General features: G+C 72.3%; 28 protein-coding genes and 1 riboswitch. Of the genes, 11 read left to right on the forward strand and 17 right to left on the reverse strand.

The window, feature by feature from the left end; all coding sequences use genetic code 11:
* Positions 1-150: 150 nt before the first annotated feature.
* The 5 genes from AB0398_RS29610 to AB0398_RS29630 all read right to left on the reverse strand — a co-directional run bounded on the left by AB0398_RS29610 (position 151) and on the right by AB0398_RS29630 (position 4,322).
* Complete coding sequence (locus AB0398_RS29610; RefSeq protein ID WP_366378717.1) at positions 151-417, reverse strand: GlsB/YeaQ/YmgE family stress response membrane protein; 267 nt, start codon at positions 415-417, stop codon at positions 151-153.
* 58 nt (positions 418-475) lie between these two features.
* Positions 476-736, reverse strand: a complete 261-nt coding sequence (tatA, locus tag AB0398_RS29615) for a Sec-independent protein translocase subunit TatA (RefSeq protein ID WP_366378718.1) — start codon at positions 734-736, stop codon at positions 476-478.
* A 64-nt stretch (positions 737-800) separates the two neighbouring features.
* On the reverse strand, positions 801-1,376 hold the full coding sequence (locus AB0398_RS29620) for a TerD family protein (protein WP_366378719.1): 576 nt from the start codon (positions 1,374-1,376) through the stop codon (positions 801-803).
* Positions 1,377-1,523: 147 nt separating this feature from the next.
* The gene (locus AB0398_RS29625; RefSeq protein ID WP_366378720.1) at positions 1,524-2,099 is read right to left on the reverse strand and encodes an NUDIX domain-containing protein; all 576 of its coding nucleotides are present in this window, start codon (positions 2,097-2,099) and stop codon (positions 1,524-1,526) included.
* Between the two features lie 168 nt (positions 2,100-2,267).
* On the reverse strand, positions 2,268-4,322 hold the full coding sequence (locus AB0398_RS29630) for an ABC transporter ATP-binding protein (RefSeq protein WP_366378721.1): 2,055 nt from the start codon (positions 4,320-4,322) through the stop codon (positions 2,268-2,270).
* A 618-nt stretch (positions 4,323-4,940) separates the two neighbouring features.
* On the opposite strand from AB0398_RS29630, the gene AB0398_RS29635 reads away from it, so the two are divergent.
* On the forward strand, positions 4,941-6,152 hold the full coding sequence (locus AB0398_RS29635) for a S8 family serine peptidase (protein WP_366378722.1): 1,212 nt from the start codon (positions 4,941-4,943) through the stop codon (positions 6,150-6,152).
* An 80-nt stretch (positions 6,153-6,232) separates the two neighbouring features.
* Here AB0398_RS29635 and AB0398_RS29640 read toward each other — a convergent pair whose 3' ends face one another.
* On the reverse strand, positions 6,233-7,324 hold the full coding sequence (locus AB0398_RS29640) for an SRPBCC family protein (protein WP_366378723.1): 1,092 nt from the start codon (positions 7,322-7,324) through the stop codon (positions 6,233-6,235).
* Between the two features lie 3 nt (positions 7,325-7,327).
* Entirely contained in the window at positions 7,328-8,212 is an 885-nt protein-coding gene (locus tag AB0398_RS29645; RefSeq protein ID WP_366378724.1) for a histone protein, read from the reverse strand.
* A 204-nt stretch (positions 8,213-8,416) separates the two neighbouring features.
* Here AB0398_RS29645 and AB0398_RS29650 point away from each other — a divergent pair, with 204 nt between their 5' ends.
* The 8 genes from AB0398_RS29650 to AB0398_RS29685 all read left to right on the forward strand — a co-directional run bounded on the left by AB0398_RS29650 (position 8,417) and on the right by AB0398_RS29685 (position 12,375).
* A complete protein-coding gene (locus AB0398_RS29650) occupies positions 8,417-8,785 on the forward strand; it encodes a gas vesicle protein (RefSeq protein ID WP_366378725.1) in 369 nt (122 codons plus the stop codon).
* Positions 8,786-8,813: 28 nt separating this feature from the next.
* On the forward strand, positions 8,814-9,281 hold the full coding sequence (locus AB0398_RS29655; protein ID WP_366378726.1) for a gas vesicle structural protein GvpA: 468 nt from the start codon (positions 8,814-8,816) through the stop codon (positions 9,279-9,281).
* Positions 9,282-9,284: 3 nt separating this feature from the next.
* Positions 9,285-10,001, forward strand: a complete 717-nt coding sequence (locus AB0398_RS29660) for a GvpL/GvpF family gas vesicle protein (RefSeq protein ID WP_366378727.1) — start codon at positions 9,285-9,287, stop codon at positions 9,999-10,001.
* Positions 10,002-10,086: 85 nt separating this feature from the next.
* Entirely contained in the window at positions 10,087-10,335 is a 249-nt protein-coding gene (locus AB0398_RS29665) for a gas vesicle protein GvpG (protein WP_366378728.1), read from the forward strand.
* 18 nt (positions 10,336-10,353) lie between these two features.
* Positions 10,354-10,821: a gas vesicle protein gene (locus AB0398_RS29670; RefSeq protein ID WP_366378729.1), complete on the forward strand. Its 468-nt coding sequence runs from the start codon at positions 10,354-10,356 to the stop codon at positions 10,819-10,821.
* The gene (locus tag AB0398_RS29675) at positions 10,818-11,717 is read left to right on the forward strand and encodes a GvpL/GvpF family gas vesicle protein (protein WP_366378730.1); all 900 of its coding nucleotides are present in this window, start codon (positions 10,818-10,820) and stop codon (positions 11,715-11,717) included. The genes AB0398_RS29670 and AB0398_RS29675 overlap by 4 nt, the downstream gene beginning before the upstream one ends.
* A complete protein-coding gene (locus AB0398_RS29680; RefSeq protein ID WP_366378731.1) occupies positions 11,714-11,929 on the forward strand; it encodes a gas vesicle protein in 216 nt (71 codons plus the stop codon). Before AB0398_RS29675 ends, AB0398_RS29680 begins: the two co-directional genes overlap by 4 nt.
* 107 nt (positions 11,930-12,036) lie before the next feature.
* A complete protein-coding gene (locus AB0398_RS29685; protein WP_366378813.1) occupies positions 12,037-12,375 on the forward strand; it encodes a gas vesicle protein K in 339 nt (112 codons plus the stop codon).
* A gap of 24 nt (positions 12,376-12,399) precedes the next feature.
* Here the strand turns inward: AB0398_RS29685 and AB0398_RS29690 are convergent, their stop codons facing one another.
* From AB0398_RS29690 to AB0398_RS29720, 7 genes are all read right to left on the reverse strand, one after another.
* A complete protein-coding gene (locus AB0398_RS29690) occupies positions 12,400-13,068 on the reverse strand; it encodes a hypothetical protein (RefSeq protein WP_366378732.1) in 669 nt (222 codons plus the stop codon).
* Between the two features lie 92 nt (positions 13,069-13,160).
* Positions 13,161-14,060, reverse strand: a complete 900-nt coding sequence (locus tag AB0398_RS29695; protein ID WP_366378733.1) for an SAM-dependent methyltransferase — start codon at positions 14,058-14,060, stop codon at positions 13,161-13,163.
* Positions 14,027-14,698, reverse strand: coding sequence for an isochorismatase family cysteine hydrolase (locus AB0398_RS29700; protein WP_366378734.1), 672 nt, complete (start codon positions 14,696-14,698; stop codon positions 14,027-14,029). Before AB0398_RS29700 ends, AB0398_RS29695 begins: the two co-directional genes overlap by 34 nt.
* Positions 14,695-15,765 carry an isocitrate/isopropylmalate family dehydrogenase gene (locus AB0398_RS29705; RefSeq protein WP_366378735.1) on the reverse strand — a complete coding sequence of 357 codons (1,071 nt, stop codon included), beginning with the start codon at positions 15,763-15,765 and terminating at the stop codon, positions 14,695-14,697. The genes AB0398_RS29700 and AB0398_RS29705 overlap by 4 nt, the downstream gene beginning before the upstream one ends.
* 140 nt (positions 15,766-15,905) lie before the next feature.
* Entirely contained in the window at positions 15,906-16,442 is a 537-nt protein-coding gene (locus AB0398_RS29710) for an EF-hand domain-containing protein (RefSeq protein WP_366378736.1), read from the reverse strand.
* Between the two features lie 283 nt (positions 16,443-16,725).
* Entirely contained in the window at positions 16,726-17,520 is a 795-nt protein-coding gene (locus tag AB0398_RS29715; protein ID WP_366378737.1) for a peptidase M4, read from the reverse strand.
* A gap of 121 nt (positions 17,521-17,641) precedes the next feature.
* The gene (locus AB0398_RS29720) at positions 17,642-18,175 is read right to left on the reverse strand and encodes a DUF6328 family protein (RefSeq protein WP_366378738.1); all 534 of its coding nucleotides are present in this window, start codon (positions 18,173-18,175) and stop codon (positions 17,642-17,644) included.
* A gap of 264 nt (positions 18,176-18,439) precedes the next feature.
* Here AB0398_RS29720 and AB0398_RS29725 point away from each other — a divergent pair, with 264 nt between their 5' ends.
* The gene (locus AB0398_RS29725) at positions 18,440-19,690 is read left to right on the forward strand and encodes a PP2C family protein-serine/threonine phosphatase (RefSeq protein ID WP_366378739.1); all 1,251 of its coding nucleotides are present in this window, start codon (positions 18,440-18,442) and stop codon (positions 19,688-19,690) included.
* A 369-nt stretch (positions 19,691-20,059) separates the two neighbouring features.
* On the opposite strand, the gene AB0398_RS29730 is transcribed toward AB0398_RS29725, so the two are convergent.
* Both AB0398_RS29730 and AB0398_RS29735 read right to left on the reverse strand, forming a co-directional pair.
* The gene (locus AB0398_RS29730; RefSeq protein ID WP_366378740.1) at positions 20,060-21,052 is read right to left on the reverse strand and encodes a glutathione S-transferase C-terminal domain-containing protein; all 993 of its coding nucleotides are present in this window, start codon (positions 21,050-21,052) and stop codon (positions 20,060-20,062) included.
* Positions 21,053-21,092: 40 nt separating this feature from the next.
* Positions 21,093-21,902 (reverse strand): alpha/beta hydrolase, encoded by an 810-nt coding sequence (locus AB0398_RS29735; protein WP_366378741.1) that lies wholly within the window; start codon positions 21,900-21,902, stop codon positions 21,093-21,095.
* A 173-nt stretch (positions 21,903-22,075) separates the two neighbouring features.
* On the opposite strand from AB0398_RS29735, the gene AB0398_RS29740 reads away from it, so the two are divergent.
* Positions 22,076-22,906, forward strand: coding sequence for a DUF1206 domain-containing protein (locus AB0398_RS29740; RefSeq protein ID WP_366378742.1), 831 nt, complete (start codon positions 22,076-22,078; stop codon positions 22,904-22,906).
* Between the two features lie 51 nt (positions 22,907-22,957).
* On the opposite strand, the gene AB0398_RS29745 is transcribed toward AB0398_RS29740, so the two are convergent.
* Positions 22,958-23,911, reverse strand: a complete 954-nt coding sequence (locus AB0398_RS29745; RefSeq protein ID WP_366378743.1) for a terpene cyclase — start codon at positions 23,909-23,911, stop codon at positions 22,958-22,960.
* A gap of 255 nt (positions 23,912-24,166) precedes the next feature.
* Positions 24,167-24,272: riboswitch (ZMP/ZTP riboswitch) on the forward strand.
* Positions 24,273-24,288 lie beyond the last annotated feature (16 nt).

Raw genomic sequence — 24,288 nt, forward strand, 5'->3', positions numbered from 1 at the left:
TTTTGTTCACACCGCGCGGTGTGAACAAAAGCAGACGGACCGTCGGACCTCGATGCTCTCACGGGGTTTCGACAGGGGGCAACGAAGTTCTGCCGCACGGGCGGACGGTGCGCGTGCGGGCCGGTCCGCGAGAGCGTGCCGCCCCGCCGGTCAGTCGCGGGAGTTGCCGAACAGCAGGCGGTACGCGACCAGGAGGGCGAACGACCCGGCGATGGCGGCGCCCCAGGTGGCGAGGTCGAAGAACTGGTTCTCTATCGGCCGGTCGAGGAACCGGGCGGAGAGCCAGCCGCCGAGGAAGGCGCCGGCGATGCCGATGAGGGTGGTGCCGATGAGGCCGCCCGGGTCACGGCCGGGCAGGAGGACCTTGGCGATGGCTCCGGCCAGGAGCCCGAGGACGATCCAGCTGATGATGCCCATGGGGTGGAGGCTGCCTTCCGTACGGCGTCGAGGGGTGGTGTCCGGCGGGGGCGTCGGCTCAGGCGCGGGGCGCCTCGGGACCGGCGGGGCCCGCCGGGGGACGGGTGGTGCCGCCCTGGGAGGGGTGCACGATCCCCGTGATCACGGTCGGTCCCTCGACCGTGGGCGGCGACGTCGACTCGGCCTTCATCGCGGCGGCCTCGCTCTTGAGGATCCGGGTCGACTTGCCCAGGGAGCGGGCGAGGTCGGGGAGCTTCTTGGCGCCGAGGAGCAGGATGACGACGATGAGCAGAATGGCTATTTCGCTGATGCCGAACATGGTGTCCGTGGCCTCTTCGGTGGGACGAGGGTGAGCGGGGGCGAGGAGGGAGGGTGACCGGGGGTCAGACGTTCACGCCGAAGTCGGCCGCGATGCCGGCCAATCCGGAGGCGTAGCCCTGTCCCACCGCGCGGAACTTCCACTCGGCACCGTGCCGGTAGAGCTCGCCGAAGACCATGGCCGTCTCGGTGGCGGCGTCCTCGGAGAGGTCGTAGCGGGCGAGTTCGGCGCCGTCGGCCTGGTTCACGACCCGGATGAAGGCGTTGCGGACCTGGCCGAAGCTCTGGCCCCGGTTCGCGGCGTCGTGGATGGAGACGGGGAAGACGATCCGCCGGACGTCGGCGGGGACGGCGGACAGGCCGACCTTGATACTCTCGTCGTCACCGTCGCCCTCGCCCGTGAGGTTGTCGCCGGTGTGCTCGACCGAACCGTCCGGGCTGGTCAGGTTGTTGTAGAAGACGAAGTGCCGGTCGGAGAGGACCTTGCCCGCCTCGTCCAGGAGCAGCGCGCTGGCGTCCAGGTCGTAGTCGGCGCCGGTGGTCGTCCGCACGTCCCAGCCCAGACCGACCACGACCGCGGTCAGCCCCGGGGCCTCCTTGCTCAGCGAGACGTTGCCGCCCTTGGCCAGACTCACACCCATGCCGCATCCCCCTTCGTACGGGGCCGGGCCGGGCCCGGCCCCGGATCATCGAGTACCAGTGCGGAGAAATCTACAGCAGTGTAGAAAATTACGGTACGCGTCCGTCCGCCGGGGCGCACGGGCCGACGCCGCCGACGGCGCGACCGGTCAACCCGGCCATCCCGTCTCGGTGTAGAGACGGCCGGCCCCGACACCCTCGATCGCCGCGCGGGCGTAGGGGACGAGGGCGTCCGGAAGGTCCTTCGGGTCCCACCACCGCCACGCCGCGCACCTGTCGGGCTCGCGCAGCTCCGGGACGCCCTCCCAGCGGCGGGCCCGGAAGAACAGCTGGACGCGCGGAGGGACGCCGGGCCGGTGCAGCAGGTGGACGACGTGCACGAGGTCGAGGCCGGCCGGGTCGACCACGAGCCCGGCCTCCTCGTACGCCTCGCGGGCGAGACACGCGGTCGCCGACTCCGCCTCGCAGTGCCCGGCGAGGAAGTGCCACAGGTTCCCCGCGTACGCCGAGTCCGGGTGGCGCAGACCGAGCAGCACCTTCCCGTCGCGCTCCAGCCAGAGGTGCACCCCGACGATCTGCGGCACGCTCCCGGACGGGAAGAGGGAGGCCGGATCGCCGTCCGCGCCGAGCGCGGCCAGCAGCGGTTCCAGCGTGCTCCGTTCGCCGGGATGTCGGGCCAGGTAAGCGGCCAGGAGGTCACCGATGTGAGAAGGGGAGGGCGGCATGTCAGAACCTCGCGGAATTCGGGGACGGGGGAACGAGCGGGACCCGGCGGTCGTCCGTGCCGCACACGCCGACTTCTCCGTACCACTGCCGGGTTTCGCGTGTGGTGGGCGGCGGCGGTACGGCACGGGCCGTCCGGCCGGTCGGGCCGCGGGAGCACGGCGCGGGGGTCACGACGACGCCTTCCCCTCACCGAGCGGCGTTGCGGACCCGTCGGCCTCCAGCGGCGGGACGGGCCGAGCCGATGGGACGGCTTCCGGCGGTGGGACAGGCCGCGCCGGCGCCGACGGGGACGTGAACTGGCGGGCCTGGAGCTCGTACGCCGTCCGGAACGCGCCCGTGCCCGTGGCCGGGTCCATGAGCCGCTCGAAGGTGCCCTGCTCGACGACCCGGCCCTCGTCGAGGACGTAGATCAGGTCGGCGTGGCGCACGCTGTGGAGGCGGTGGGTGATCAGGACCGTGGTCTGCCCCGTGCCGGCGAGCCGGTGGATCTGGTCGAAGACCCGCTGCTCGGCGGCCGGGTCGAGCGCGCTCGTGGGCTCGTCCACGATCAGGACGGCCCCGTCGCGGTACCGGGCGCGGGCCAGGCCGATCTTCTGCCACTGGCCGCCGGAGATCTCCTGCCCGCCCCTGTAGCCGCGGGCGAGCAGGGTGTCCAGGCCGCGCGGAAGGCTCCCCACCACCTCGTCCGCCCCCGCGTAGGCGGCTGCGGCCCCGATCGCGGTGTCGTCCATCGCGGCGCCGGGGCGGCCGATGCCGACGTTGACCCGCGCGGTGAAGGGCCAGCGGTAGAAGTCCTGGGCGACCATCGCGACGCGGTCGAAGACCTGCGCGCGGTCGGCCTCGGCCGTGTCCACGCCTCCCCAGAGGATCCGGCCGGCGTCGGGGAGCCGGGCCCCGCTCAGCAGCCGGACGAGGGTCGACTTGCCGCTGCCGTTGCGGCCCACGAGGGCGACCGTCCGGCCCCGGGGGATGACGAGGTCCACCTCGTGCAGGGACGGCGTGTCCGCGCCGGGATAGGTGAAGGTCACCTTCTCGAACCGGATCTCGTCGAACCCCTCGGGCAGGTCGCGCCCGCCGACGGGGATGGCGCGCCGCACGGCCTCCTCGCACAGGGTCTCCAGGTCGGCGACGAACAGGGCCTCCTCCTGGACCTCGGTGACGCGCAGGACGAGGTCGGTGATGCTCGCCGACCCGGTGCGGATCGCCAGCACCGCCGTACCGGCCACGGCCAGGTCCATCCGCCCGTTCCACAGCAGCAGCCCGAGGACGCCGTAGGTGCCGACGGTCGCGATCCCGCGCGCCGAGTCCGAGAACAGGCCCGTGCGGGCACCGATCCAGGCCAGCCGGGTCTGCTCCCGTTCGCTGGTCTCCGCCATCTGCCGGAAGTGCTTCAGGAGGAACGGCGCCACACCGTGGACGCGGACCTCGGCCGCCGCCTGCTGGTCGATCAGGAGGCGGCTGATGAGCTGGCCGGCCCGTACGTGCTGCACGAAGCGGTGCCAGCTGACGTACCGGTGGCGGGCCATGGTCAGCGATCCCCAGGCGCTCGGCAGCGCCATGCAGATCAGCAGCGGCAGGAGCGCGGGGTGCAGCACGGTCAGGACGCCGGCCGCGGCGACCAGGGAGATCGCGGAGGTGACGACGGCGGTGCAGTAGACGACCATCCGCCGGGCCGACTCGGCGCCCCACTGGGCGGAGTCCATCAGCTTGTGGAAGGCGTCGTCCTCGATCGCCTCCAGCTCCACCCCGGCCACCAGGCCGAGGTAGCGCTCGGTCGCCGCCCGCTGGACCTTCGGCTCCAGGACACCGGTCGCGGCGGTCGACGCGGACCCGCAGGCCGACCCGACGACCGAGAGGACGGCGACCAGGACGAGCGACGGCAGCGCCGCCCGCAGCCGGCCGGTGATGTCGCCGGGGGCGAGCAGTTCGACGAGCAGGGCGTTGACCGCGATCAGGGAGACGGCCTGGGTGACGCCCCGGGCGATCTCGCCGACGGCGACGGTGGTGAGCGCCCGGGGGTCCGCCCGGCGTGCCAGCCGGACGGCGACCGCGACCTGCCGGGGGAGCGAGACGGCCATGGAGCGGAGACTGAGCTTGAGCCAGGCGCCGTTGTGGGCGCCCCACCCGTAGTCGTAGGTGAGCTCGCCGCCGAAGAGGAGCTGCTCCGAGGCCGAGGTGCGTTCCGTAGTGGCCGCCCCGGGAGCGCTGTCGTCGTGGCTCATGCCGTCCTCCTCGTCTCCGGACGCATCGAGGGGGAGGCGCCGGCGGCGCGGCGGATGCGCGGCGCGGCGGCCGGGGGCCGGAGGGGAGGGGAAGTCGGAACGGGCGGTACGGGACGCAAGGCGGCCTCCGGAGGTGAGGAGGTGGAGTGTCGTGAGGTCCAACGAGGCCGCCGGGCGTGTCGAACACATGTGTTTCGGACGCGGTGCGAACCGCCCGTGCGGGCGAATGGGTGTTCGTGCCGGGTACACCGACCCCTGTGGCACGGGACCGCGCCCCGCGATCCACATGGCCGAAAGAAGAGTGTCCCCGTGGAAGGGCTTCCAGTACGGGACGGAAAGCGGGTGGCGATCCGGGTCTCCCTCTCCGGTGTCGCTCGGTCAACGACCTTGCCGGAGGAGCCCGTTGTCGTCACTTCGGAAAGGGAGTGGCAATCGATGCGGGCGGGTTGGGGTGAATTGTCCCTTCACTTTTTAAGAAACCTTGTTGAGAAAGTCATAGCTCTGTGAAGGCCCGTTGATTTGCACTCGTCAATCGGTCAGGGTTTCGAGCGAGCCGCCGGAGAGTTTCCTTCCGGTGGTCCAACCCCCCACAAATCCTGACGAGGAGAGCCTTCTTTCATGGCAACTCACAAGCGCGTCCGCAAGTTCAGGATCGTCGCCGTCGCGACCGCGATCGCCGCGGCGGCCGGAGTGACCGTCGCCACCGGCCCGTTCGCCGGTGCGGCCCCCACTCCCGCCGAAGGAACCGTCTACGGCCTCGGAGCGGAGAACGCCGTGGCGGGCAGCTACGTCGTGCTGCTCGACGAGACGACCGACAAGGCCGGCAAGACCGATCTGGCGAAGGAGTACGGCGGCACGCTGCGCCGCAGCTACGACTCCCGCGTCAACGGATTCTCCGTCAACGACCTCACCGAGACGGAGGCCAAGCGCCTCGCCGCCGACCCGGCCGTCGCGAAGGTGGTCCAGAACCGCACCTTCACCATCAACGAGACCCAGGCCAACCCGCCCTCCTGGGGGCTGGACCGGGTCGACCAGGCGGACACCGCGGGCGACCAGAAGTACACCTACCCCGACGCCGGGGGCGAGGGTGTCACCGCGTACGTCATCGACACCGGCGTCCGCGTCGGCCACGGCGACTTCGGCGGTCGCGCCACCGACGGCTTCGACGCCGTCGACAACGACGACACCGCCCAGGACGGCAACGGCCACGGCACCCACGTCGCCGGCACCATCGCCGGAACCGCCCACGGCGTCGCCAAGAAGGCGAAGATCGTGGCCGTCCGGGTCCTCGACGACAACGGCTCCGGCACCACCGAGCAGGTCATCGCCGGCATCGACTGGGTCACCGAGAACCACCAGGGCCCGTCCGTCGCCAACATGAGCCTCGGCGGCAGCGCCGACCCGGCCCTCGACGAAGCGGTCAAGAAGGCCATAGCCTCCGGCGTCACCTTCGGCGTCGCCGCTGGCAACGAGTCCTCCGACGCCGGCCAGGGCTCCCCGTCCCGCGTGCCCGAGGCGATCACCGTCGCCTCCTCCACCAAGGACGACCAGCAGTCCAGCTTCTCCAACTTCGGTTCGGTTGTGGACATCTACGCCCCCGGCTCGGACATCACCTCCGCCTGGAACGACAGCGACACCGGCACCAAGACCATCTCCGGTACGTCCATGGCCACCCCGCACGTCGTCGGCGCCGCCGCCGTCTACCTCGGCGGCCACCCCGACGCCACCCCGGCCCAGGTCGCCGAGGCGCTCGTCGGCGGCGCGACCGCCGACAAGATCGGCAACGCCTCCCCCGGCACCGCCAACAAGCTCCTGAAGATCGTGGAGTGATCACACCCGCCCGACGACGGCCCGCCGCACCCTCATCCGAGAGGGTGCGGCGGGCCGTTCGTTCGGTCACGACGGGACTTTCAGCGCCCGCGCCGCCCCCGGCCGGCGGTCTCGTGGGCGTCCTCGTACTCCTCCTCGCCCCCTTCACCGTCCTCGTCCTCGTCCTCGTACTCCTCGTCGTATTCCTCGCCGGGCCCGGCCTCCTCGTCCTCGTACTCCTCCTCTTCCTCGGGGCCGTACTCCTCGTCCTCCTCGTCCTCGCCCCGGGGCTCCCCCTCCCCTTCCTCCTCGTCGAACCCGTCCGCCCCCTGTTCCTCTCCCTGCCCCTCTTCCTCTTCCTGTTCCTGTTCCTCCTCCATGGCCTCCTCGTGCGTGCGGACCACCTCGCCGTCGCGGATCTCGCCGCGCCAGCCCTCCGGCTCGTCGTCGGTGAGGGTCACGTGGCGGCGGAAGTGCTTCAGGTCGAGGCGGAGCCGACGTCCCTGGGCACGCCAGACGTTGCCCGTCTTCTCGAAGAAACCGGAGGGGTAGTACTCGACGGTGACCAGGACCCGGGTGAGCGACGGTCCCAGTTCGTGGAAGCTGACGCAGCCCCGGGTCGACCCCTTGGCGCCCTCCGAGGTCCAGATGATGTGGTCGTCCGGCACCTGCTCCTGGACGGTGGCCTTCCAACTGCGTGTGGAGGGGCCCACCTTGACCTTCCAGTCACTGCTGGTCTCGTCGCCCTGCGAGACGCTGCGCACGCCCTTCGTGAAACCGCTGAAGTCCTCGTACTGGGCCCAGTGGTCGTACACCCTCCGGAGCGGAGCGCCCACGTCGACCGTCTCGACGATGCTGGTGATCTTCTGGGTCCCGCTCTTGCGCTTGCCCTTCCCCTTGCCGCCGAACAGGTTCGACGCGGCGTCGGTGACCTTGTCCTTCAGGCCGCCGATGCCGTGGCCCACCATCGCCTTGACGGGGGAGTCCCCCTGGAGCATGCGCCCGCCGATGTCCGCGATGCTGCCGCCGTTGTCGGCCACGTCCTGGAGCTGTCCGGTGACGTCCCCGAGCTTGTCCGTTGCCTTCTCGGCCAGTTGTCCGGTCTGGGCGGAGAGGAAGCCGCCGAGCTCGCCGAACAGCCGGTCCAGTCCGGAACTCGATTCCTTTGCGGAGTTGCGGTTCTCGGGTGCCATGACCTACCTCCGCCCCGACGGCTTGCGCGCGGCCGTCTTCTTCGAGGCGGTCTTCTTCGCCGCCGGCTTGCGTGCCGAGGTCTTCTTGGCCGAGGCATTCCCGGCTGTCGTCTTGCGTGTCGCCGTCTTCTTCGCCGGGGCACTCTTCTTCGCGGGGGCGGTCTTCTTCGCGGAGGCGCTCTTCCTGGCGGGGGCGGTCTTCTTCGCGGGAGTGCTCTTCTTCGCCGTCGGCTTCGAGGCCGTCTTCTTCGCGGCCGTCTTCTTGGCGGGCGCGTCCGTGCCGCGCGTCCGGGACGACGAACGTGAGGACCGGCGCGGCCGTGGCTTCTCCGGTTCGGTCTCCTCCTCGTCCTCCTCCTCCGGTTCGGTCTCCTCCTCGTCCTCCTCCGGTTCGGTCTCCTCCTCGTCCTCCTGCGGTTCCCCGTCCTCTCCGGGCTCCTCCTCCTCTTCTTCCTCCCAGGCGTCCTCTTCGTCGTCGTCCTCGGGCTCCGACTCGTCGTCCTCGTAGCCCTCCTGGTCCTCCTCGTCCTCGTAACGCCCTTCCTCGTCCTCCTCTTCGTCCTCGTCCTCGCCGCCGCTGCCGATCGCCAGCGTCCGTTCGTGGAGCGAGTCGGCGAGGTCGGTGAGCTTGCGGTTGGCCGCGGCCTTGAGTGCCTGGCGGCCGGCGTTCAGGGCCTCCCCCTTCAGCTGGTCACCCATCTCCGCCACCTGGGGTATCTCCTTGAGCTTGCTCAGGCCCTCCGCCATGAGCTGCCGAGGTTCGAGGCCGAAACGCCGCCCCGCCAGGTAGGTCGCCGCGGTGAACGCGAGACGCCCCTTCTTCGTCCGCCCCAGTACGTAGCCCCCGGCCACCGCGGCCGCCAGGGCGATCTTGGACGTGTCATCCATGGCCTCTGTCCCTTCACCGGGCGTCTGCGGTCTCGCCGTCGCCTCGTACGGGGCCTCCATACCGAGTCGCACCTCCGCTCATATGCCTGTGGAGGACGCCCCGTTCGGGCGGTGGGGAACGAGCCTGCTCTCCCGGACATGGCATTTGTCCCTATATCGTGAAATTCTAGCCCTAACTGGCTGTACGTCTTCTGGAAGTGCCACATGGCCTCAGCAGATTCGGATCGCCCCCGGCGGTCCGCCCCACACGCCGGCGACGAGCGGCGGGAGCGCCCCCCCGCCCGGCGCGGACCCGCGCCGCGCAAGGCGAAAGCCGTCGACGCGGGCTCGGCCATGAGTTCGGCCGCCGAGCAACTGGCGAAGCTGCTCGGCAGACCGCCCGAGTCCGTCTCCTCGCTCAAACCCACCGATTCGGGGTGGGAGGCGCAGGTGGAGGTGCTGGAGCTGGAGCGCATCCCCGACACGACCAGTGTCCTGGCCAGTTACAAGGTCTCACTCGACGAGGAAGGCGCGCTGATCTCCTTCGAACGCACCCGCCGCTACAGCCGCGGGATGATCGATCGGCCGTTCTGAGAACGGTTCGGCCGTGAAGGGAGGCGCCATGACGATGGTGCCGCAGGGCGGCGGCAGTGCCGTCGGCAGGGGCGGAGGCTCCTCGGGCACTCTCTACGACGTCCTGGAGCTCATACTGGACCGGGGCCTGGTGATCGACGTCTTCATCCGCGTCTCGCTGGTGGGGATCGAGATCCTCAAGATCGACGCCCGGATCGTCGTGGCCAGCGTGGACACCTATCTGCGCTTCGCCGAGGCCTGCAACAGGCTCGACCTCGAATCCGGCCGCAAGGCTCCGGCGCAGCTCCCCGAGGTCGTCGGGGGCATGATGGAGGGCGGGGCCCACGGCAAGTCCAAGGGAGCGCTCAGCGGGGCGGTCGACGCCGTCACCGAGTCCCTGACCGGGAAGTCCCGCGACGACGAGGAGCCGGACGAGGAGGAAGAGGCGGAGGAGGAGCCCGCTCCCCGGCGCCGACGGCCTCCCGCCCGACGCGCGGCACGCCGGGAGAAGGAGTGACCGATGGCCCTCTACGTCTACGCGATCACGGGGCAGGACCACCCCCTCGCCGTCGCGGACATGACCGGAGTCGGCGCGGAACCGTCCCCGGTGCGCGCCCTCGCGTGCGGGCCGCTGTACGCCGTGGTCAGCGACGTCTCCGAGGAGATCCGGCCCAAGCGGCGCGATCTGCTGATCCACCAGGAGGTGCAGGAGCGCCTCATGGAGGGCGGCCCCGTCCTGCCCCTCCAGTTCGGTTACACCGCCGCCGACGAGGCGGCGGTCGAGCAGGCCCTCCGCAAGGACGCCGACGGCTACCTCGCCAACCTGGAACGTCTCGACGGCTGCGCCGAGTACCACGTGAGGGCCTCCCAGAACGAGGAGGAGCTCCTGCGGCAGATCCTGCGGGAGACGCCCGAGACCCGGGAGCTCAACGAGCGGATCCGCGCCGGGGACCCGGACCCCCAGCTCCCGCTCACCCTCGGCAGGATGGTCGCCGCGCAGGTGGAGGAACGGCAGGACGCGCTTGCGGCCGGGCTGACCGACGCGCTCGTCCCGTACGCCAGGGAGCACAGCGTCCGGCAGGCGTCCGGCGACGACTTCCTCAACCTCTCGCTGCTGATCTCCGACGACCGGAAGGAAGAGTTCCTCTCGGCGCAGTCGGGTCTCGTCCGGCAGCTCGGGGACGGGGTGGACTTCCGGCTGAACGGCCCCCTGCCGCCGTACAGCTTCGTCCGGTAGCGGGGAGGGGCGGACGGCGGGGACGGCAGGGGACGGACAAGGAAGAGGGACGGCAGGAGAAGGACGAGGAAGGAGGACGCGGAGGATGGGACTGCTGACGCAGCTGCTCACGCTCCCCGTCGCCCCGGTGCGCGGAGCCGTCTGGATCGCCCAGCGGGTCGTGGAGGAGGCCGAGGAGGAGTACTACGACCCGGCTCCCGTCTGGCGGGAGCTCAGGGAGCTGGAGAGCTGGCTCGTACGGGGTGAGATCGACCAGGATGCCTTCGACCACCGCGAGGACGAGCTGCTCGACCGGCTGGACGAGATCGACGCCTACCGGCGGGGGGAGCGATGACCCGGAAGCGAGGCCGCCGTGTCTGACCCCCTGCCCGACCGGTTCGGATCCGCCCCCTCCCGGGCGGCGCCCTCGCCGTACGGACCGAGCTCCTCCGCCAACCTCGCGGACATCCTGGAGCGGGTCCTCGACAAGGGCATCGTCATCGCCGGGGACATCCGCATCAACCTGCTCGACATCGAACTGCTGACGATCAAACTGCGGATCGTGGTCGCCTCCGTGGACAAGGCGAAGGAGATGGGGATCGACTGGTGGGAGCACGACCCCTCGCTCTCCTCGAAGCACACCGGCGGCCCCCTGGCGGAGGAGAACCGCAGGCTCCGCGCGGAGCTGGAGGAGCTGCGGCGCGAGAGGCTGGAGCCGGGGGAGCCGCTGGACGCGGAGGCCGTCGAGGAGGCCGAGGCCTACGACGAGGCCGAGCCGGACGACGGGACGGCCCCCGGCCGCGGAACGGGGGCGAGGACGCCGCGGAAGCGCAGGAAATGAACGGCCGCGAAGACCTCACCTACGTGTACGCCGCGGCTCCGGACACGCCGGAGGTACGTGCGTCGCTCGCGGGCGTCCGGGGGGTGTCGGGCACTTCCGTGGCCCTCCTGCCCCTCTCGAAGGCCTCTCCGCCGACGACCTCCCTCCCGACAGGCTCTTTCCCGGCGGGCTCCCCGCCGACGGACCCGATCCGGACGACCGCCCCGGCCCCCGTCGCGTTCGTCGTCAGCCGGGTCGCGTCGGACGAGTTCGACGAGCGGACGCTGAAGGCCCGCTTCGAGGACCTGGAGTGGCTGGAGGGCGTCGCCCGCGCCCACCACGAGGTCGTGCAGACCGTCGCCCGCCACGACACCGTCCTCCCGCTGCGCCTGGCGACCGTCTACCAGAACGACGACCGCGCCCGCGGCGCCCTCGCCGCCCAGCACCACGTCTTCGCCGAACGGATCGCCCTCCTCCGCGACCGGAGCGAGTTCGGCGTCAAGCTGTACATCAGCCCCACCGGCCCCTCGGAGCCCCGAGAGGACACCGCCGGGGCCTCCCTCGGCCCCGGCAAGGCCTATCTGCGAAGCCGCCGGGCCCAGCACAGCGCCCAGCAGGTCCGCTACCGGCACGCCCAGGAGGCCGCCGACCGCGTCGAGGCCCTGGCCTCACGGTTCAGCACGCACCGCGTGCGCCATCCCGCCCAGCGCGGAGCCCTGGCGGGCCCGGAGGAGAACGTCCTCAACGACGCCTACCTCGTCCCGCACGACCGCGCCGAAGAGTTCCGGACGGCGCTCACCGCCGCGGTGGAGGGTCTCAACGGCGTACGCGTCGAGGTGACCGGCCCGTGGGCCCCGTACTCCTTCGCCACGCCGTCACCCGCACCCGAAGCCCCCGGGGAGGGGACGGCGCCATGACCGTCTCCCGGCCCACCGAGTCGCTGCCCGGCCGGCAGGTCGCCCTGGTCGACCTGCTCGACAGGCTGCTCAGCGGGGGAGTGGTCCTCTCCGGCGACATCGTCCTGTCGATCGCGGACATCGACCTCGTCCGCATCTCCCTCCGCGCCCTGATCGTGTCCGTCGACTCGGCGGCGGACCCCCTGACACCGCTGGACCGGGGTCCGGCGTGAACGACGAGGCTGCCCCGGCACCGGGGGAGCGGAGGCGTCCTCCCGGGAGGCCTCCGCCCGAGCGGCCCGCGAAGGCGTCTCCGCCCCTGGACCGGGCGGGCACCGCCCTGAACGACGCCTTCCGCCTCCTCCAGGCCCCGCCCGCCCCGGCCGACGAACCCCCGCGCCCCGCCCGAAGACTCCGGACCGACCACGAATCGGTGGAGGAGGACCTGCTCAGACTCGTCCTCACCGTCGTGGAACTGCTGCGCCAGCTCATCGAGCGGCAGGCACTGCGGCGCGTCGACGCGGGCGACCTCACCGACGCCCAGGAGGAGGAGCTGGGCGCCACCCTGATGGCCCTGCACGACGCCCTGTCCGACCTCTGCGCCGAGCACGGCTACACGCTCCAGGACCTCAACCTCGACCTCGGCCCGCTCGGCCCCCTGCTGCCGCGGTCGGACTGAGCACCACGGCTCCGGCCCGCGCCGTCACGAGGAATGGGAGGAGACGGTGAGGCCCGCCAGGTCGAGGGCCCTGGCCACGGCGGGCAGGTCGAGCGGCGCGTCTTCGTGGCGGGCGGGCCGCAACCGTTCGAGGAGGGGCTCCGGCCGCAGCCGGTGCGCCTCGGCGTCCGTCAGGAGACCCGCTACGTCCGCCCCGCCGCCGTCCGGGACGTGGAGGCGGTCCGCCAGCTCTCCCAGCACCTGCTCCCGGTCGACGAGGCCGCTCATGCCGCAGTCCAGACCGTCGTCCCGGAGGTCGTCGGGGTACGGCGCGCGGGCCCAGACGCCGTCCTCGTACCAGTAGACACAGCCCAGCTCGTACCCCTCGATCCGGTCGCGCAGCTCGTCGTACGGGAGCCAGTCCGGTCCGCCGGCCAGCATGTCGATCGGCGTCCCGTGCCACTTCACACCGCTCGACTCGTCCTCGCCGTAGAGCACGAAGCGGCCCTCGCCCCCTCGGGACATGGTCCACCAGGTGCAGCCGGAGTCGTCGTGGTGGAGTCCCTCGGTGTCGACCCGGAGACCGGTGCGGCAGCCGCTCGCGCGCTGTTCTTCGGCGCTGGTCGCCCCGATCGCCGCGAGCAGCGCCCACCGGCCCCACAGCGCCTCGCCCGGCGGAAGGTCCTCCGGAAGTCCCGGCCGGTGGATGGTCATGCGTGCCCCCGTGAATCCTCGTCCCGATGATGATCACACCAACGGTACGGCCCTCTCGGAGACCGGCCGCCGGGCCCCGCCCGTCGGCCGGATCAGGAACGGCCGGCCTCGGCGAAGATCCAGCGGTTGGCCGCCAGGGCGTCCTCCGGCTCCGGGAGCGGGCCCCGGCCGTGGAGCACGGTGAAGTCGTACGGGCGGTGCACGGCCACCCGCCAGCCACGGGCGGCGAGGAACCCGGCCGAGTCGGGGCGCGGCCCGGCGGCGAAGAGGCCCGGCAGGTCGATGCCGATCCGCTCGCGCGCCGTCGTGTACACGGGGCCACCGCGCACGCGCGACGACTCGGCCGTCACCTCCTTGATCTCGTACGCCAGCGTGCCGCCGGCGGCGCTGAGCCGGTCCACGTCGTCGATCAGCCGCCGCTCGGCCTCGGCGGGGAGGTAGAGCAGCAGGCCCTCGGCGAGCCAGGCGGTCGGGGCGGACGGGTCGAAACCGGAACCGAGCAGGGCCGTCGTCCAGTCGTGCCGGAGATCGGCGGCGCACGGGCGGCGCTCGGCGACGGGCTCCGCCCCGACGCCGTCGAGCACCGACTGCTTGAAGGCCAGCACATCGGCCGAGTCGATCTCGTGGACTACGGTCCCGGCGGGCCAGTCGAGCCGGAAGGCCCGGGAGTCGAGCCCCGCGCCCAGCAGCACCACCTGGCGCACGCCCGACCGGGCGGACGCCAGCAGGTGATCGTCCAGGACCCGCGTCCTCAACCCGAAGTACCGGCCGAGCCTGCCCCACAGCGGATCCGAGGAACCGCCGGGGACCTCGTCGGGGTGGAGCGGCCAGTCGGCGGTGTCCGGAGCCGCCCGGACGAAGGCGGCGGCGAACGGATCGCGGGCGAGCGCGTCGGGACGGTGGGTCTCGACGGCGCGGGCGGCGGCCACCAGCAGGGCGGTGCGGCCCACGCCCGCCGTCACCCCCGGGGCCGGACCGGCTGCGGTGCGCACTTCTCCTCCTCTTCCTCTTCGCGCTGACGCGGTTCCGCCGCGGGGACGTCCCACACGGACGGGTCGTCCGAGGCGGGGGTACGGGCGCCGTAGAGGACGCGCATGAACGCGAGGACCTCCTCGTACGGCAGGTGCAGGGACGTGGTGCAGTCCGCCGGCACGGTGACGTGGAAGCCCTTCTGGAACGCGGTACGAGCGGTGGAGTCCACGCACACGTCCGCGAACAGGCCCGCGAACACCAGGTGTTCGACGCCCCGGGCGCGCAGGTGCTCCTCGAAGCCCGCCGCGAGGAAGGCGTCGAAGCAGGCCCGCTTGGTGAAGACGGCCTCGCCGGCGGCGGGCAGGACGTGGTGGTGGAAGTCCGCGCCCCAGGTGCCCTCCAGGCACTTCGGCGGCCTGCCCCGGCCCCGGTCCCGCAGCCGCCAGCTCGCCCCCTGGTGGGCGGGGTCGCCGGTGAACCGGACGAAGACCACCTCCACGCCCCTGCGCCGGGCCTCCGCGACCGCTCCGGCGGTCGCGGAGACGACGGCGTCCAGGACCGCCGGGTCGCCCTGGAACCGGGCCCTGGCCAGGGGACTCGCGCAGAAGTCGTTCTGCAGGTCCACCACGACCAGGGCCGTGCGCGCCGGTGCCGTCACGGGCCGCCCACCAGGGCCGCGTCGCGCCGGACGCCGCCCGGTCCGGAGACGTCGAGCGCGTCGAGCAGGGCGTCGACCACGTCGCTCGTGGAGTGCCGCCCGCCGAGGTCGGGGGTGCGCACGCCCCGCTCGTCGAGGACCGCGAGGGCGTTTTCCACGGCCGCCACGGCACCGTGGCACCCGGCGTGGTGCTCGGCGACGAGCGCGGCGGCCCGGACCGTGGCCACCGGGTTGACCAGGTCCCGCCCCGCCAGGTCGTCGGCCGAGCCGTGCACGGTCTGGTACTCCACCAGGCCCCGCAGCGCCGGATCGAGACAGACGTTCTCCGTGCAGCGGTTCTCCTGCCGGTCGGAGCCGTACCGGTCGAGGAGCACGACGTGCATGATGTCGGCCCACTCGTTCCCGGCGATCAGCAGGGTGCGGTCGGGCAGCCCGTGGGCGAGCAGGTTGCGGTTGACCGTGTCCGGCTGGAACACCTCGATCCGCACCCCGAGCCGCTCGGACAGGTCGGCCACCCACGCGTCGAACGCCCCGTCGAGCAGATGGAACTTGTACGCCATGAGGACCCGGCCGATCCGCCCGTCCGGCCAGGTGCGCCGGGCCCGCTCCAGGGCGTGTTCGACGACCGCGCCGGTGATCTCGCGGCTGAAGGTGAGGGTGCGGGTGACCTCGCCCTCGGTGTGCGTGTTCTCGCCGGTGTAGAAGCCCTGGGCCTGGTCCCTGACCAGCAGCAGCGACCGCCCGTCGGCCGCCAGCAGGTCGACCTTCACGGCCCGCAGCCGGCGCCGGACGAGGTACAGCGACTGGGCGTTGATCGCGGTGCGGAAGACCGCCGTGGTCCCGCGCTCGGCCAGGCCACGGCACCACGCCTCGTAGTGGTCGGCGTCCTCGGCGGTCAGCCGCTGCACGGCGGCGACGTCGTGGTCCCGGCGGAGCGAGACGTACGAGTGGTACAGGCGCGGCGAACGGACGACGTCCACGTCCGCGCCGCCCGGACGGCCGGCGGCCAAGGCGCTCAGTACGCGCTCGAAGACGTCCGCCAGCTCCGGGCCCGTGCCGTGGCCCACGGCCAGGCCGATCGCGGGGCGGTCGCCGTCCGATGGGCCCGTCGCCGACGGGGAGACCCGCGCCGACGCAACGGCTCCCCTCGTCGGCGCGGCTCCTGCTAACGGGATGGTTCCCGCGGCCCCCCGCCCGGCCTCCCCGGTCATCGGGCGGCGCCGGGGACGAGATGGTCACCGGCGATGCCGGCCTTCTCCGGACGGTAGTAGTCCCGGATCCCGGCCGCCCAGACGGCCGCCGGGACGCGGTCGCCGTCCACCGGGCCGAAGGCCTCGAACAGCGCCTCGATGTTGGGCCGGTCGAAGCCGATGGCGGTCATGAGGGCGAGGAAGTCGGGGCGGGCGACGAAGCCGTCGCCGTTCACGTCGCCCATCGCCGCCAGCGCCTCGGCGAACTCGTCGACGGCGGCGTCGAACCGCTGCGGGTCGAGCACGACGGCGGTGAACTCCTCGGGGCTGACCCGTCCGTCCCCGTCGGCGTCCAGCTCGGACAGGAGCGTGTCCCCGTACCGGCGGAAGGCACCGAGGAGCCGCGCCCCGGCCTTCTCGTCGGCCGCCGGCAGTGCCGCGACGGTCCGCTTCCCCATTAGTTCGAAGTCGGCGGGCTCCAGGAAGCCGTTCCCGTCGGCGTCGAAGAGCGAGAACACGAGCTGCACACGGTCGGTGGCCTCGGTGGTGGGCATGAGGATGCACCCGGCTTTCGGTGAGGATGACGCCGGGACACGCGCCCGGCCGCTGATCCACTATCGGGGCGCGGGGGCGCTTCCGGTGTACAAAAGCGGGCTGTTGTACACGATCGAAGGCAATTCGCCGGGCGGTGCATGACGGGACGGGAAGGGGGAAATCAGGGGCGGATTCCCTTCCGGCGGTCTGCCGTCTCCCGCCCTCACCGGCGGTCGACGGCGAACCGCCCGTTCCGGCCGGGCCGGAACGGGCGGGAGGAAGGGAACGGTCCGACAGGAACGGTCAGTCGCGGTCGACTTCCTTGCGGAGGACCCGCTGCTCGGTCGTGGAGACGTCGTACGTCGTCTTGTCCCAGTTGCTGGTGTTGACGACGTCCACCGACCAGGCGTCGTCGTCCAGTTCCACGGCCGTGACGGTGCCCTTGTCGTCCTGGGTGGCCGTCTGGACCGCCTGCTCCGGCGTGACGGTGGTCCGCTTCAGCCGGTCGGCCAGCTCCTGCTTGTCCTCGGCGTCCTGGTCCGCGTCCGGCTTGTCGCTGATGACCTTGCCGCTGACGCCGTCGACCCAGACGTCGTGGAGGGTGCCGTCCGAGGCGGCGACGCTCGCGTGCCACGCCGGGGTCCGCGCACCCGGACTCGCCGACGGGCTCGCGGAGGCGGACGCGTCGGCGCTGACGGACGGGGAGGCGTACGCGCTGCCGCTGGGCTGGGGGCTGCCGCTCGCCGTGGCGTTCGGCGGCGCCCAGGTGAGCTCGGTCTCGACCAGCTTGCCCTGGGGGACGGTGGCCACGGCGGTCTGCGTGGCCTTGTCCCAGGTGACCTTCGTGGCCGGGACGAGGCGCTCGCGCTCGGCCTGGTCGTCGGTGAGCCGGGGCGAGGCGGACCCCGAGGGGGAGGCGGGCGCGGAGGTCGGCGCCGACGGCTCGGCCGTGCCGGTGGTCTGGGCCGGCGCGACGCGGGCGGAGGTCGTGGTGGTCTCCTTCTGCTCGGAGCCGCAGGCGGCGAGCAGAAGGGCGCAGGACGCGGCGAGGCAGGCGACGGCCGGGCCGCGCAGTCGATGTCGCAGAGAAGTGCTCATGCACCCATTCCTGACCCGTGCCCTCCGCTCCGTGACGCGGCGGCCCGCCCAACCACCCGATCGCGGTCCTCCTCCGGTCCGGACGGGGTAAACCTTCCCGGTGCCCCGTCCGGACGCCGCCTCACCGGTCGGACGACGAGTCGTCCCCGTTCTCGTCCCCGTTCGTGTAGCGGAACCGCGCCCACAACGGCAGGAGGAACCAGCAGACCAGGTACCAGGCGAAGACCCCGGACACCAGCCACGGCACGTAGCCGTCGTGCGTGGCCACGCGCATGATCAGGAAGAGCGCCGAGATCAGCGTCGCGAGCAGCAGGATGAGGCCGAGGAACGTGAGCCGGGACGCCCAGACGACCGCCTGGGGTTTGATGCGGCGCCCCGACACGATGCGGTGGAAGGCCACGGGCCCGATGAGGGCGCCGGTCGCCAGCGAACCGAGCACGACGGTGACGATGTAGATCGTCTTGTCGGTCTGCTCCAAGCCCTGGAAATGTGGTGTGAACACCACGGTGAGCAGGAATCCCAGGAGGATCTGGACGCCGGTCTGGGCGACCCTGATCTCCTGGATGAGTTCGGTCCAGCGCCGGTCCGCACGCTCTTCGGACGACTCGTGTCTTCTGGTCCGCCGGTCACTGTCGGGTATCGCATCCTCAGCCATGGCGTCCTCTTTCCCACAGGTCGGCATCCCATCCGCCTGGAGTTTCCCTTTTCCCGGCGTGCGTGCCACCCCCCCCGTTCAGGCCCGGCGGGAAGGTCCTCGCGGCAAGCCGGGGCCCGTGAGGACGCTTTCGCACGCACGCGCGCGCGAGGAGTGCGATCACCGGAGCGCCTGCGTAGCCTGGGAGCCACTCCCGGGGTGCCCGGGGGAGGACGGGCCGCTCCACGCCGCCGCAAGACGCCGGAGAAGAGCCGCGGAGGTCGTGTGTCGACGTACGAGGATGTCCTGGGCGGTCTGCTGGCCCGTTCCCACCTGCGGTCCGGGCGGGAGCTCGCGGGCCTCGTCCAGGACGCGGGCCGCTGCATGGGGTTCGGGGGGACGGCCATGTACGTCACGGACCTCCAGCAGATCCGGTTGATCGCCCTGCCCCAGCCGGACGCCACCGGCCCGCCGACGCTCGACGTCGACAGCTCGCTGGCGGGCCTGGCCTACCGTACGCAGCAGCCGCAGCGGTCGAGGGACGGCGCCACCGCCTGGCTGCCGATGATCGACGGGGTCGAGCGCGTCGGCGTCCTGATGGTGACGGCGCCCGCCCTGGACGACGCCCTGCTCGGGCGCGGGGAGTCGCTCGCCGGGATCGCCGCCCTGCTCGTGGTGTCGAAGTCCTCCCACAGCGACCTGCTGGTCGAGACCGAACGCGCGCGGGCGATGACGGTGCAGGCCGAACTGCTGTGGGCCTTCCTGCCGCCGCGGACCATCGGCACGGCGGAGGTCACCTCCTCGGCGGTCCTCGAACCCGCGTACGACATCGGTGGCGACACCTTCGACCACACCCTGGACGACCGCGGCCTGCACCTGACCGTCATCGACTCCATGGGCCACGACCTCGCCTCCGGCGGGGCCAGCGCGGCCGGACTCGCCGCCTGCCGGGCCGCCCGCCGTTCCGGGGGTTCGCTGACCGACATCGTCACCTCGATCGACGAGATCCTGGACACCTGGTTCACCGACCGCCTCATGACCGCCGTCGTCGCCCATCTGGACACCTCCGACGGACGGCTGACCTGGATCAACTGCGGGCATCCGCCACCCCTGCTGATCCGCCACGGCAGGGTGCTCCCGCAGGTCCTCGAACGGGAGCCCGACCTGCCGCTCGGCTGGGGGTTCCTCAGGGACGCGCCGCCCACCGAGCACACCGAGCGCCTCCAGCCGGGCGACCGGATCCTCCTCTACAGCGACGGCGTCACCGAGGCGCGCTCGCCCGGAGGGGACTTCTACGGCGAAGAGCGGCTGGCCGACACCGTCATCCGCGCCACGGCGGCCGGCGCCCCCGCCCCCGAGGCCCTCCGCCGCCTGGTCCAGGGCCTGCGGCAGCACCAGAGCCACAAGCTGCGCGACGACGCCACCATCCTGCTCACCGAGTGGCACCCGCGCGGGCGCGGCGGGGGAGCACGGCCGGACACGGCGGGAGGACACGACCGGACCCCGGGGGCGAGTGATCGCTCCGGACGCGGGTAGGCGCGGGTCGACAGCGAGACCATGGAGAACCGTCAGGAGGGTTCATGAGCACGCCCCCGAACGATCCCGTCCCTCCGAGTCCCACGCCCCCGCCCGGGCCGGGCCCCGCTCCCGGACCGGGACCGCTCCCGGGGCCGGTTCCCGGGCCCGGCGGCCCGGACCCCGTTCCGCCCGCCCCGCCCCAGCCGGAACCGGACCCGCCGGCCCCGACACCGCCTCCGGACCCCTTCCCGCAGCCCGGCCCGCTGCCCGAGCCGGGCCCCGGTCCCGAACCGGTGACCTGAGCGGTCACGTCCGTCGGCCCCCACCCTGTCGCAGGGTGGTGGCCGACGCGCGTACGAGACGGGGCCGCGCCCGGCCGGGAGGGGCTCAGCCCGCGCCGAGCGGCGGCACCCGCTCGGCCGCGGGCGGCGGCCGGGGCGGCGTGCCGTCGCCGAACGGACGCCCGCCCAGCTCCTCCCGGCCGTGCGCCGAGAGCCAGTTCCGGGTGTCCGGGCCCAGCGGGACGATCCCGGTCGGATTGATGTCGCGGTGGACGACGTAGTAGTGCGTCTTGATCTGCTCGAAGTCGATGGTGTCGCCGAAACCGGGCGTCTGGAACAGGTCCCGCGCATAGCCCCACAGCGCCGGGAGTTCGGTCAGCTTCCGCCGGTTGCACTTGAAGTGGCCGTGGTAGACGGCGTCGAACCGCACGAGCGTCGTGAAGAGGCGGACGTCGGCCTCCGTGAGGGTGTCCCCGACCAGATAGCGCCGGTTCCCAAGCCGCTCCTCCAGCCACTCCAGCCGGTCCCACAACCTCCGGTACGCCTTGTCGTAGGCCTCCTGGCCGCTCGCGAAACCGCACTTGTAGACACCGTTGTTGACGTCCCGGTACACCTTCTCCGCCACGTCGTCGATCTCGTCGCGCCACTTCTCCGGATAGAGCTCCGGCGCGCCCTCCCTCTGATGGGCCGTCCACTGGCTGCCCAGATCGAGCGTGATCCGCGCGAAGTCATTGGTCACCACCGCGCCGGTGGGGACGTCGACGATCGCGGGCACGGTGATCCCGCGCGCGTAGTCGGGGTCCCGCCGGAAGAACGCCTCCTGGAGCCGCTCGATGCCGAGGACCGGGTCCCTGCCGTCCGGGTCCAGGTGGAAGGACCAACTGCGCTCGTCGTGCACGGGCCCGGCGATGCCCATTGACAGGACGTCCTCCAGACCCATGAGGCGCCGGACGATCGAGGCGCGGTTCGCCCACGGGCACGCGCGGGCGATGATCAGCCGGTAGCGCCCCGGCTCCACGGGAAAGCCGTCCCGGCCGTCGGCCGTGATCCGTGTCGTGATGTAGTTCCGGTCGCGTTCGTACTCACCGTCGCCAGCCATGGCCACGAGCGTAGCCCGCCCCGTACGGCTCCGCCCGCGATCAGCCGGGGGCGCCGTCCGGGGCCGCCGGCGCCGCGCGCAGGACCGGCATCATCGTCTCGGCGGGCCCGTCCCGCGCCAGGTGGTCGAGGATCATCCGGTTGACCCGGTCCGGCTGTTCCAGCGGCACCAGGTGGGACGCCCCGGGCACCACGGCCAGCCGTGCCCCCGGGATCGCGCGGTAGAGGGCGGCGGTGTGTTCGAGCGTCATCAGGTCGTCGTCGCCGACCACGACCAGGGTGGGCGCCCGCACGCGCCCCAGGTCCTCGGGGGTGAGCGTCGGCTGGGTCCGCCACATGTCGACCACCTTCGCCGCCACCACCGGCCAGTGGTCCGCGCCGTCCGGCGTGACGGCCGCGTACATCTCGCGGAAGAACTCCATGTCCGGACTGTCGGGCGTCATCGCGTCGAGCATCGCCGGTTCGACGAAGCACTCGGGGCCGGGGCGGAAGTTCGCCCCGATCGCGACGACCTTGTGGACCAGGTCGGGCCGGGCGGCGGCGACGAGCAGCGCGACGACGGCGCCGTCGCTCCATCCGACCAGATGCGCCGGACCGCCGACCACCCGCTCCAGGAACGCCACCGTGTCGTCCGCCATGTCCCGGTACGACAGCGGCCCGGCCACGTCGGGGGTGTGTCCGTGCGCGCGCCGCTCGGGCAGGAGGAGCCGGTACGCGCCGGCGAGGTCGGGCCGCTGGGCGCCCCACGTCTCGTTGGTGCAGAAGCCGCCGTGCAGCAGGACCAGCGGGTCGCCCTCGCCCTCGGTCTCGTACCAGGTCCTGACCCCGGGAAGGTCAGCGTATGCGCCCATGTCGTCCAGGCCCTCTCCGGATCGCCCCCTGATCCCGCCCAGTGTCCGCCGGGCGCCGGAGCGGCGCAAACGGTGGTCCGCGCCGTGCCGGCCGCTGTTCGAACCTCTCGCGAGGGTTCGAACGGAGAAGACGGGGCACCCGGTCATTCCGATCCGGGAAGGGGTGAAGGGGCATGAGCGCAGGGGGGTCGACCACGGCCGTCGCGAGAAGAGCGGCCCGTGGGGACGTGGTGAGGGCGGGTGCCCGGGCGGGCTTCGTCGCCCGTGGAGTTCTGTATCTGCTCATAGGAGTCCTGGCCGTACGCATCGGGCTGACGGGCACGGGCGAACAGGCCGACAAGGGAGGAGCCCTCGCGCAGGTCGCCGAGACGCCGTTCGGAGCGGTGATGCTCTGGGCCCTCGGCATCGGACTCGTCGGGATGGCGCTGTGGCGGCTCTCGGAGGCGTTGTTCGGCAGCGCCGGTCCGAAGGGCGACAAGCCGGCCAAGCGGGCCGTGGCCGCCGCCCGGTTCGTCTTCTACGCCGTCTCGGCCTTCTTCGTCCTGTCCTTCGCGACGGGCAACCGGGACAGCGGCGCCGGCTCGACCGACCGGCAGAGCCACGACATCACCGGGCGTCTCCTCGACCTGCCGGCGGGACAGTGGCTGGTCGGCGCGGCGGCGGTGGGCTTCCTGGGCGCGGGACTGTGGATGGGCGGCCGGGCCGTGATGCGGAAGTACCGCAAGCGCCTGAAGTGGGCCACGATGTCCGAGAAGGAGCGGCGCTTCATGGACGTGACCGGCATCGTCGGAGGCGTCGGACGCGGGCTCGTCTTCGCGGCCATCGGTTTCTTCGGCCTGAAGGCCGCGATCGAGTTCGACCCGAACGAGGCCAAGGGCATGGACGACGCGATCCGCTCGTTCGCGCAGACCCCCGCCGGACCGTGGCTGCTGGTCGCCGTGGCCGTCGGACTCGTCCTCTTCGGGGTCTTCTCCTTCGGCCAGGCGAAGTGGCGCGACGTCTGATCCGCCGGCCGTGATCCGGGCGCCCCGCACGCGTACGCGTGCGGGGCGTTCTCAGTTGCCGTAGCGGCCGGTGTCGACCTCCCAGCGGTGATAGCCGGCGATCCAGGAGGAGAGGCCGTCGACGTACCGGCGGGCGGCCTCGTTCCCGGCCGGGGAGAGACCGAGGAGGTCGCAGATCCCGGGGACCCGGGCGGACAGCTCCACGAAGCGGTCGACCATCGCCTGGGCCTCGCGCATCACCTGGGCGGCCGCCTCCTCGGGAGTGCCGCCGATCTCCTCGCGGACGATCATGACCATGTTGGCGACGTCACCCCGGGCGAGCTCCTGCGCGTACGAGTGCACGTCATTGGTGAACGACGGTATATCGGCCGCCAGTTGGCGCATCAGGCGGAAGGTCGGATGGTGCAGCACCTCCTGCGGCACCTCGAACCGGTTGAGCCGCTCGACCATGTCGAAGAGCGTCTCCATGGCGGCCGTGCCCCGGCGGAGCGCCAGATAGCCCTCCCGGTCCGGGAGCCGCCCCGAGAGCCGGCCGGCGGCCTCCGCCGGATGGCAGGCGAAGTACCACTCCCAGTTGTAGGCGCTCCTGGCCCGCCACCGGGCGGACATGCCGCGCGCACTGCGCTCCCAGAGGTCGGCGAAGGCCCGCTCGGCGGGGGTGCGGGCGCCGGGCTCGGGGCCGTCCCCGTGCAGGAGGGCCGTCAGCCGGGTGCAGACCTCCGCCACCCGAGCGGGGGCCCGGCCGAGGCCGGTGTCGAACCCGTCGTCGAAGAGGAAGTAGAAGCCGAGCAGGTCCGCGGCGAGGGCGAGGTCGCCGGTGGCGCAGTCGGGACTGGTGAACGCCGCGAGCCGGGGCACCTCCCACCGTTCGTACACCGCCCGGTCGACGGCCCCGGCGAGCCCTTCGTGACGCCGCAGCCACTCCCGGTGGAGCCGGGCGGCGGGCTCCCGGTCCGGATGGCTGTGCGGCGGGAACGGAAGGTCGAGCACTGCGGCGTGGAACACGTGCACCCCCTGGGCGTTGGGCCCGGGTGCCACCGACGCCCCCCGGCGCGATCGAAGAGTACTTGAATTGATCACTAACTGCCAGGAATAACAAGGGGATCGAATCCGGATCCGAACGGCCGGAACCCGACCGGCGGCCGGTCGCGGTGGGACCTGGGGCGGTCAGGGACGATTCGTCCCGCGCGAGCGGCCACCGCCCCCGGAGCCCGACCCGGACCTGTCCGAGACTCGCCCCCGGCCCCTCACGTAGAGTGGGGCCCGGGCCGTGACTGGCGCTTGAGGTGGATCACCACCGTGGAGCGGCCCGGCGGAGCGCCCACCGGCGCGGCCGTGCCGAATGCCGTGCGCCTGGGCGAACCACCGGTCAGAGACGACGC

It is taken from the genome of Streptomyces sp. NPDC086147, from assembly GCF_040702165.1.
Lineage (GTDB): Bacteria > Actinomycetota > Actinomycetes > Streptomycetales > Streptomycetaceae > Streptomyces.

Excerpts from the sequence above, each read along its gene's own strand:
- AB0398_RS29610 (WP_366378717.1), bottom strand. The coding sequence starts at position 417 with ATGGGCATCATCAGCTGGATCGTCCTCGGGCTCCTGGCCGGAGCCATC.
- tatA (WP_366378718.1), bottom strand. The coding sequence starts at position 736 with ATGTTCGGCATCAGCGAAATAGCCATTCTGCTCATCGTCGTCATCCTG.
- AB0398_RS29620 (WP_366378719.1), bottom strand. The coding sequence starts at position 1,376 with ATGGGTGTGAGTCTGGCCAAGGGCGGCAACGTCTCGCTGAGCAAGGAG.
- AB0398_RS29625 (WP_366378720.1), bottom strand. The coding sequence starts at position 2,099 with ATGCCGCCCTCCCCTTCTCACATCGGTGACCTCCTGGCCGCTTACCTG.
- AB0398_RS29630 (WP_366378721.1), bottom strand. The coding sequence starts at position 4,322 with ATGAGCCACGACGACAGCGCTCCCGGGGCGGCCACTACGGAACGCACC.
- AB0398_RS29635 (WP_366378722.1), top strand. The coding sequence starts at position 4,941 with ATGGCAACTCACAAGCGCGTCCGCAAGTTCAGGATCGTCGCCGTCGCG.
- AB0398_RS29640 (WP_366378723.1), bottom strand. The coding sequence starts at position 7,324 with ATGGCACCCGAGAACCGCAACTCCGCAAAGGAATCGAGTTCCGGACTG.
- AB0398_RS29645 (WP_366378724.1), bottom strand. The coding sequence starts at position 8,212 with ATGGATGACACGTCCAAGATCGCCCTGGCGGCCGCGGTGGCCGGGGGC.
- AB0398_RS29650 (WP_366378725.1), top strand. The coding sequence starts at position 8,417 with ATGGCCTCAGCAGATTCGGATCGCCCCCGGCGGTCCGCCCCACACGCC.
- AB0398_RS29655 (WP_366378726.1), top strand. The coding sequence starts at position 8,814 with ATGACGATGGTGCCGCAGGGCGGCGGCAGTGCCGTCGGCAGGGGCGGA.
- AB0398_RS29660 (WP_366378727.1), top strand. The coding sequence starts at position 9,285 with ATGGCCCTCTACGTCTACGCGATCACGGGGCAGGACCACCCCCTCGCC.
- AB0398_RS29665 (WP_366378728.1), top strand. The coding sequence starts at position 10,087 with ATGGGACTGCTGACGCAGCTGCTCACGCTCCCCGTCGCCCCGGTGCGC.
- AB0398_RS29675 (WP_366378730.1), top strand. The coding sequence starts at position 10,818 with ATGAACGGCCGCGAAGACCTCACCTACGTGTACGCCGCGGCTCCGGAC.
- AB0398_RS29680 (WP_366378731.1), top strand. The coding sequence starts at position 11,714 with ATGACCGTCTCCCGGCCCACCGAGTCGCTGCCCGGCCGGCAGGTCGCC.
- AB0398_RS29690 (WP_366378732.1), bottom strand. The coding sequence starts at position 13,068 with ATGACCATCCACCGGCCGGGACTTCCGGAGGACCTTCCGCCGGGCGAG.
- AB0398_RS29710 (WP_366378736.1), bottom strand. The coding sequence starts at position 16,442 with ATGCCCACCACCGAGGCCACCGACCGTGTGCAGCTCGTGTTCTCGCTC.
- AB0398_RS29715 (WP_366378737.1), bottom strand. The coding sequence starts at position 17,520 with ATGAGCACTTCTCTGCGACATCGACTGCGCGGCCCGGCCGTCGCCTGC.
- AB0398_RS29720 (WP_366378738.1), bottom strand. The coding sequence starts at position 18,175 with ATGGCTGAGGATGCGATACCCGACAGTGACCGGCGGACCAGAAGACAC.
- AB0398_RS29730 (WP_366378740.1), bottom strand. The coding sequence starts at position 21,052 with ATGGCTGGCGACGGTGAGTACGAACGCGACCGGAACTACATCACGACA.
- AB0398_RS29735 (WP_366378741.1), bottom strand. The coding sequence starts at position 21,902 with ATGGGCGCATACGCTGACCTTCCCGGGGTCAGGACCTGGTACGAGACC.
- AB0398_RS29740 (WP_366378742.1), top strand. The coding sequence starts at position 22,076 with ATGAGCGCAGGGGGGTCGACCACGGCCGTCGCGAGAAGAGCGGCCCGT.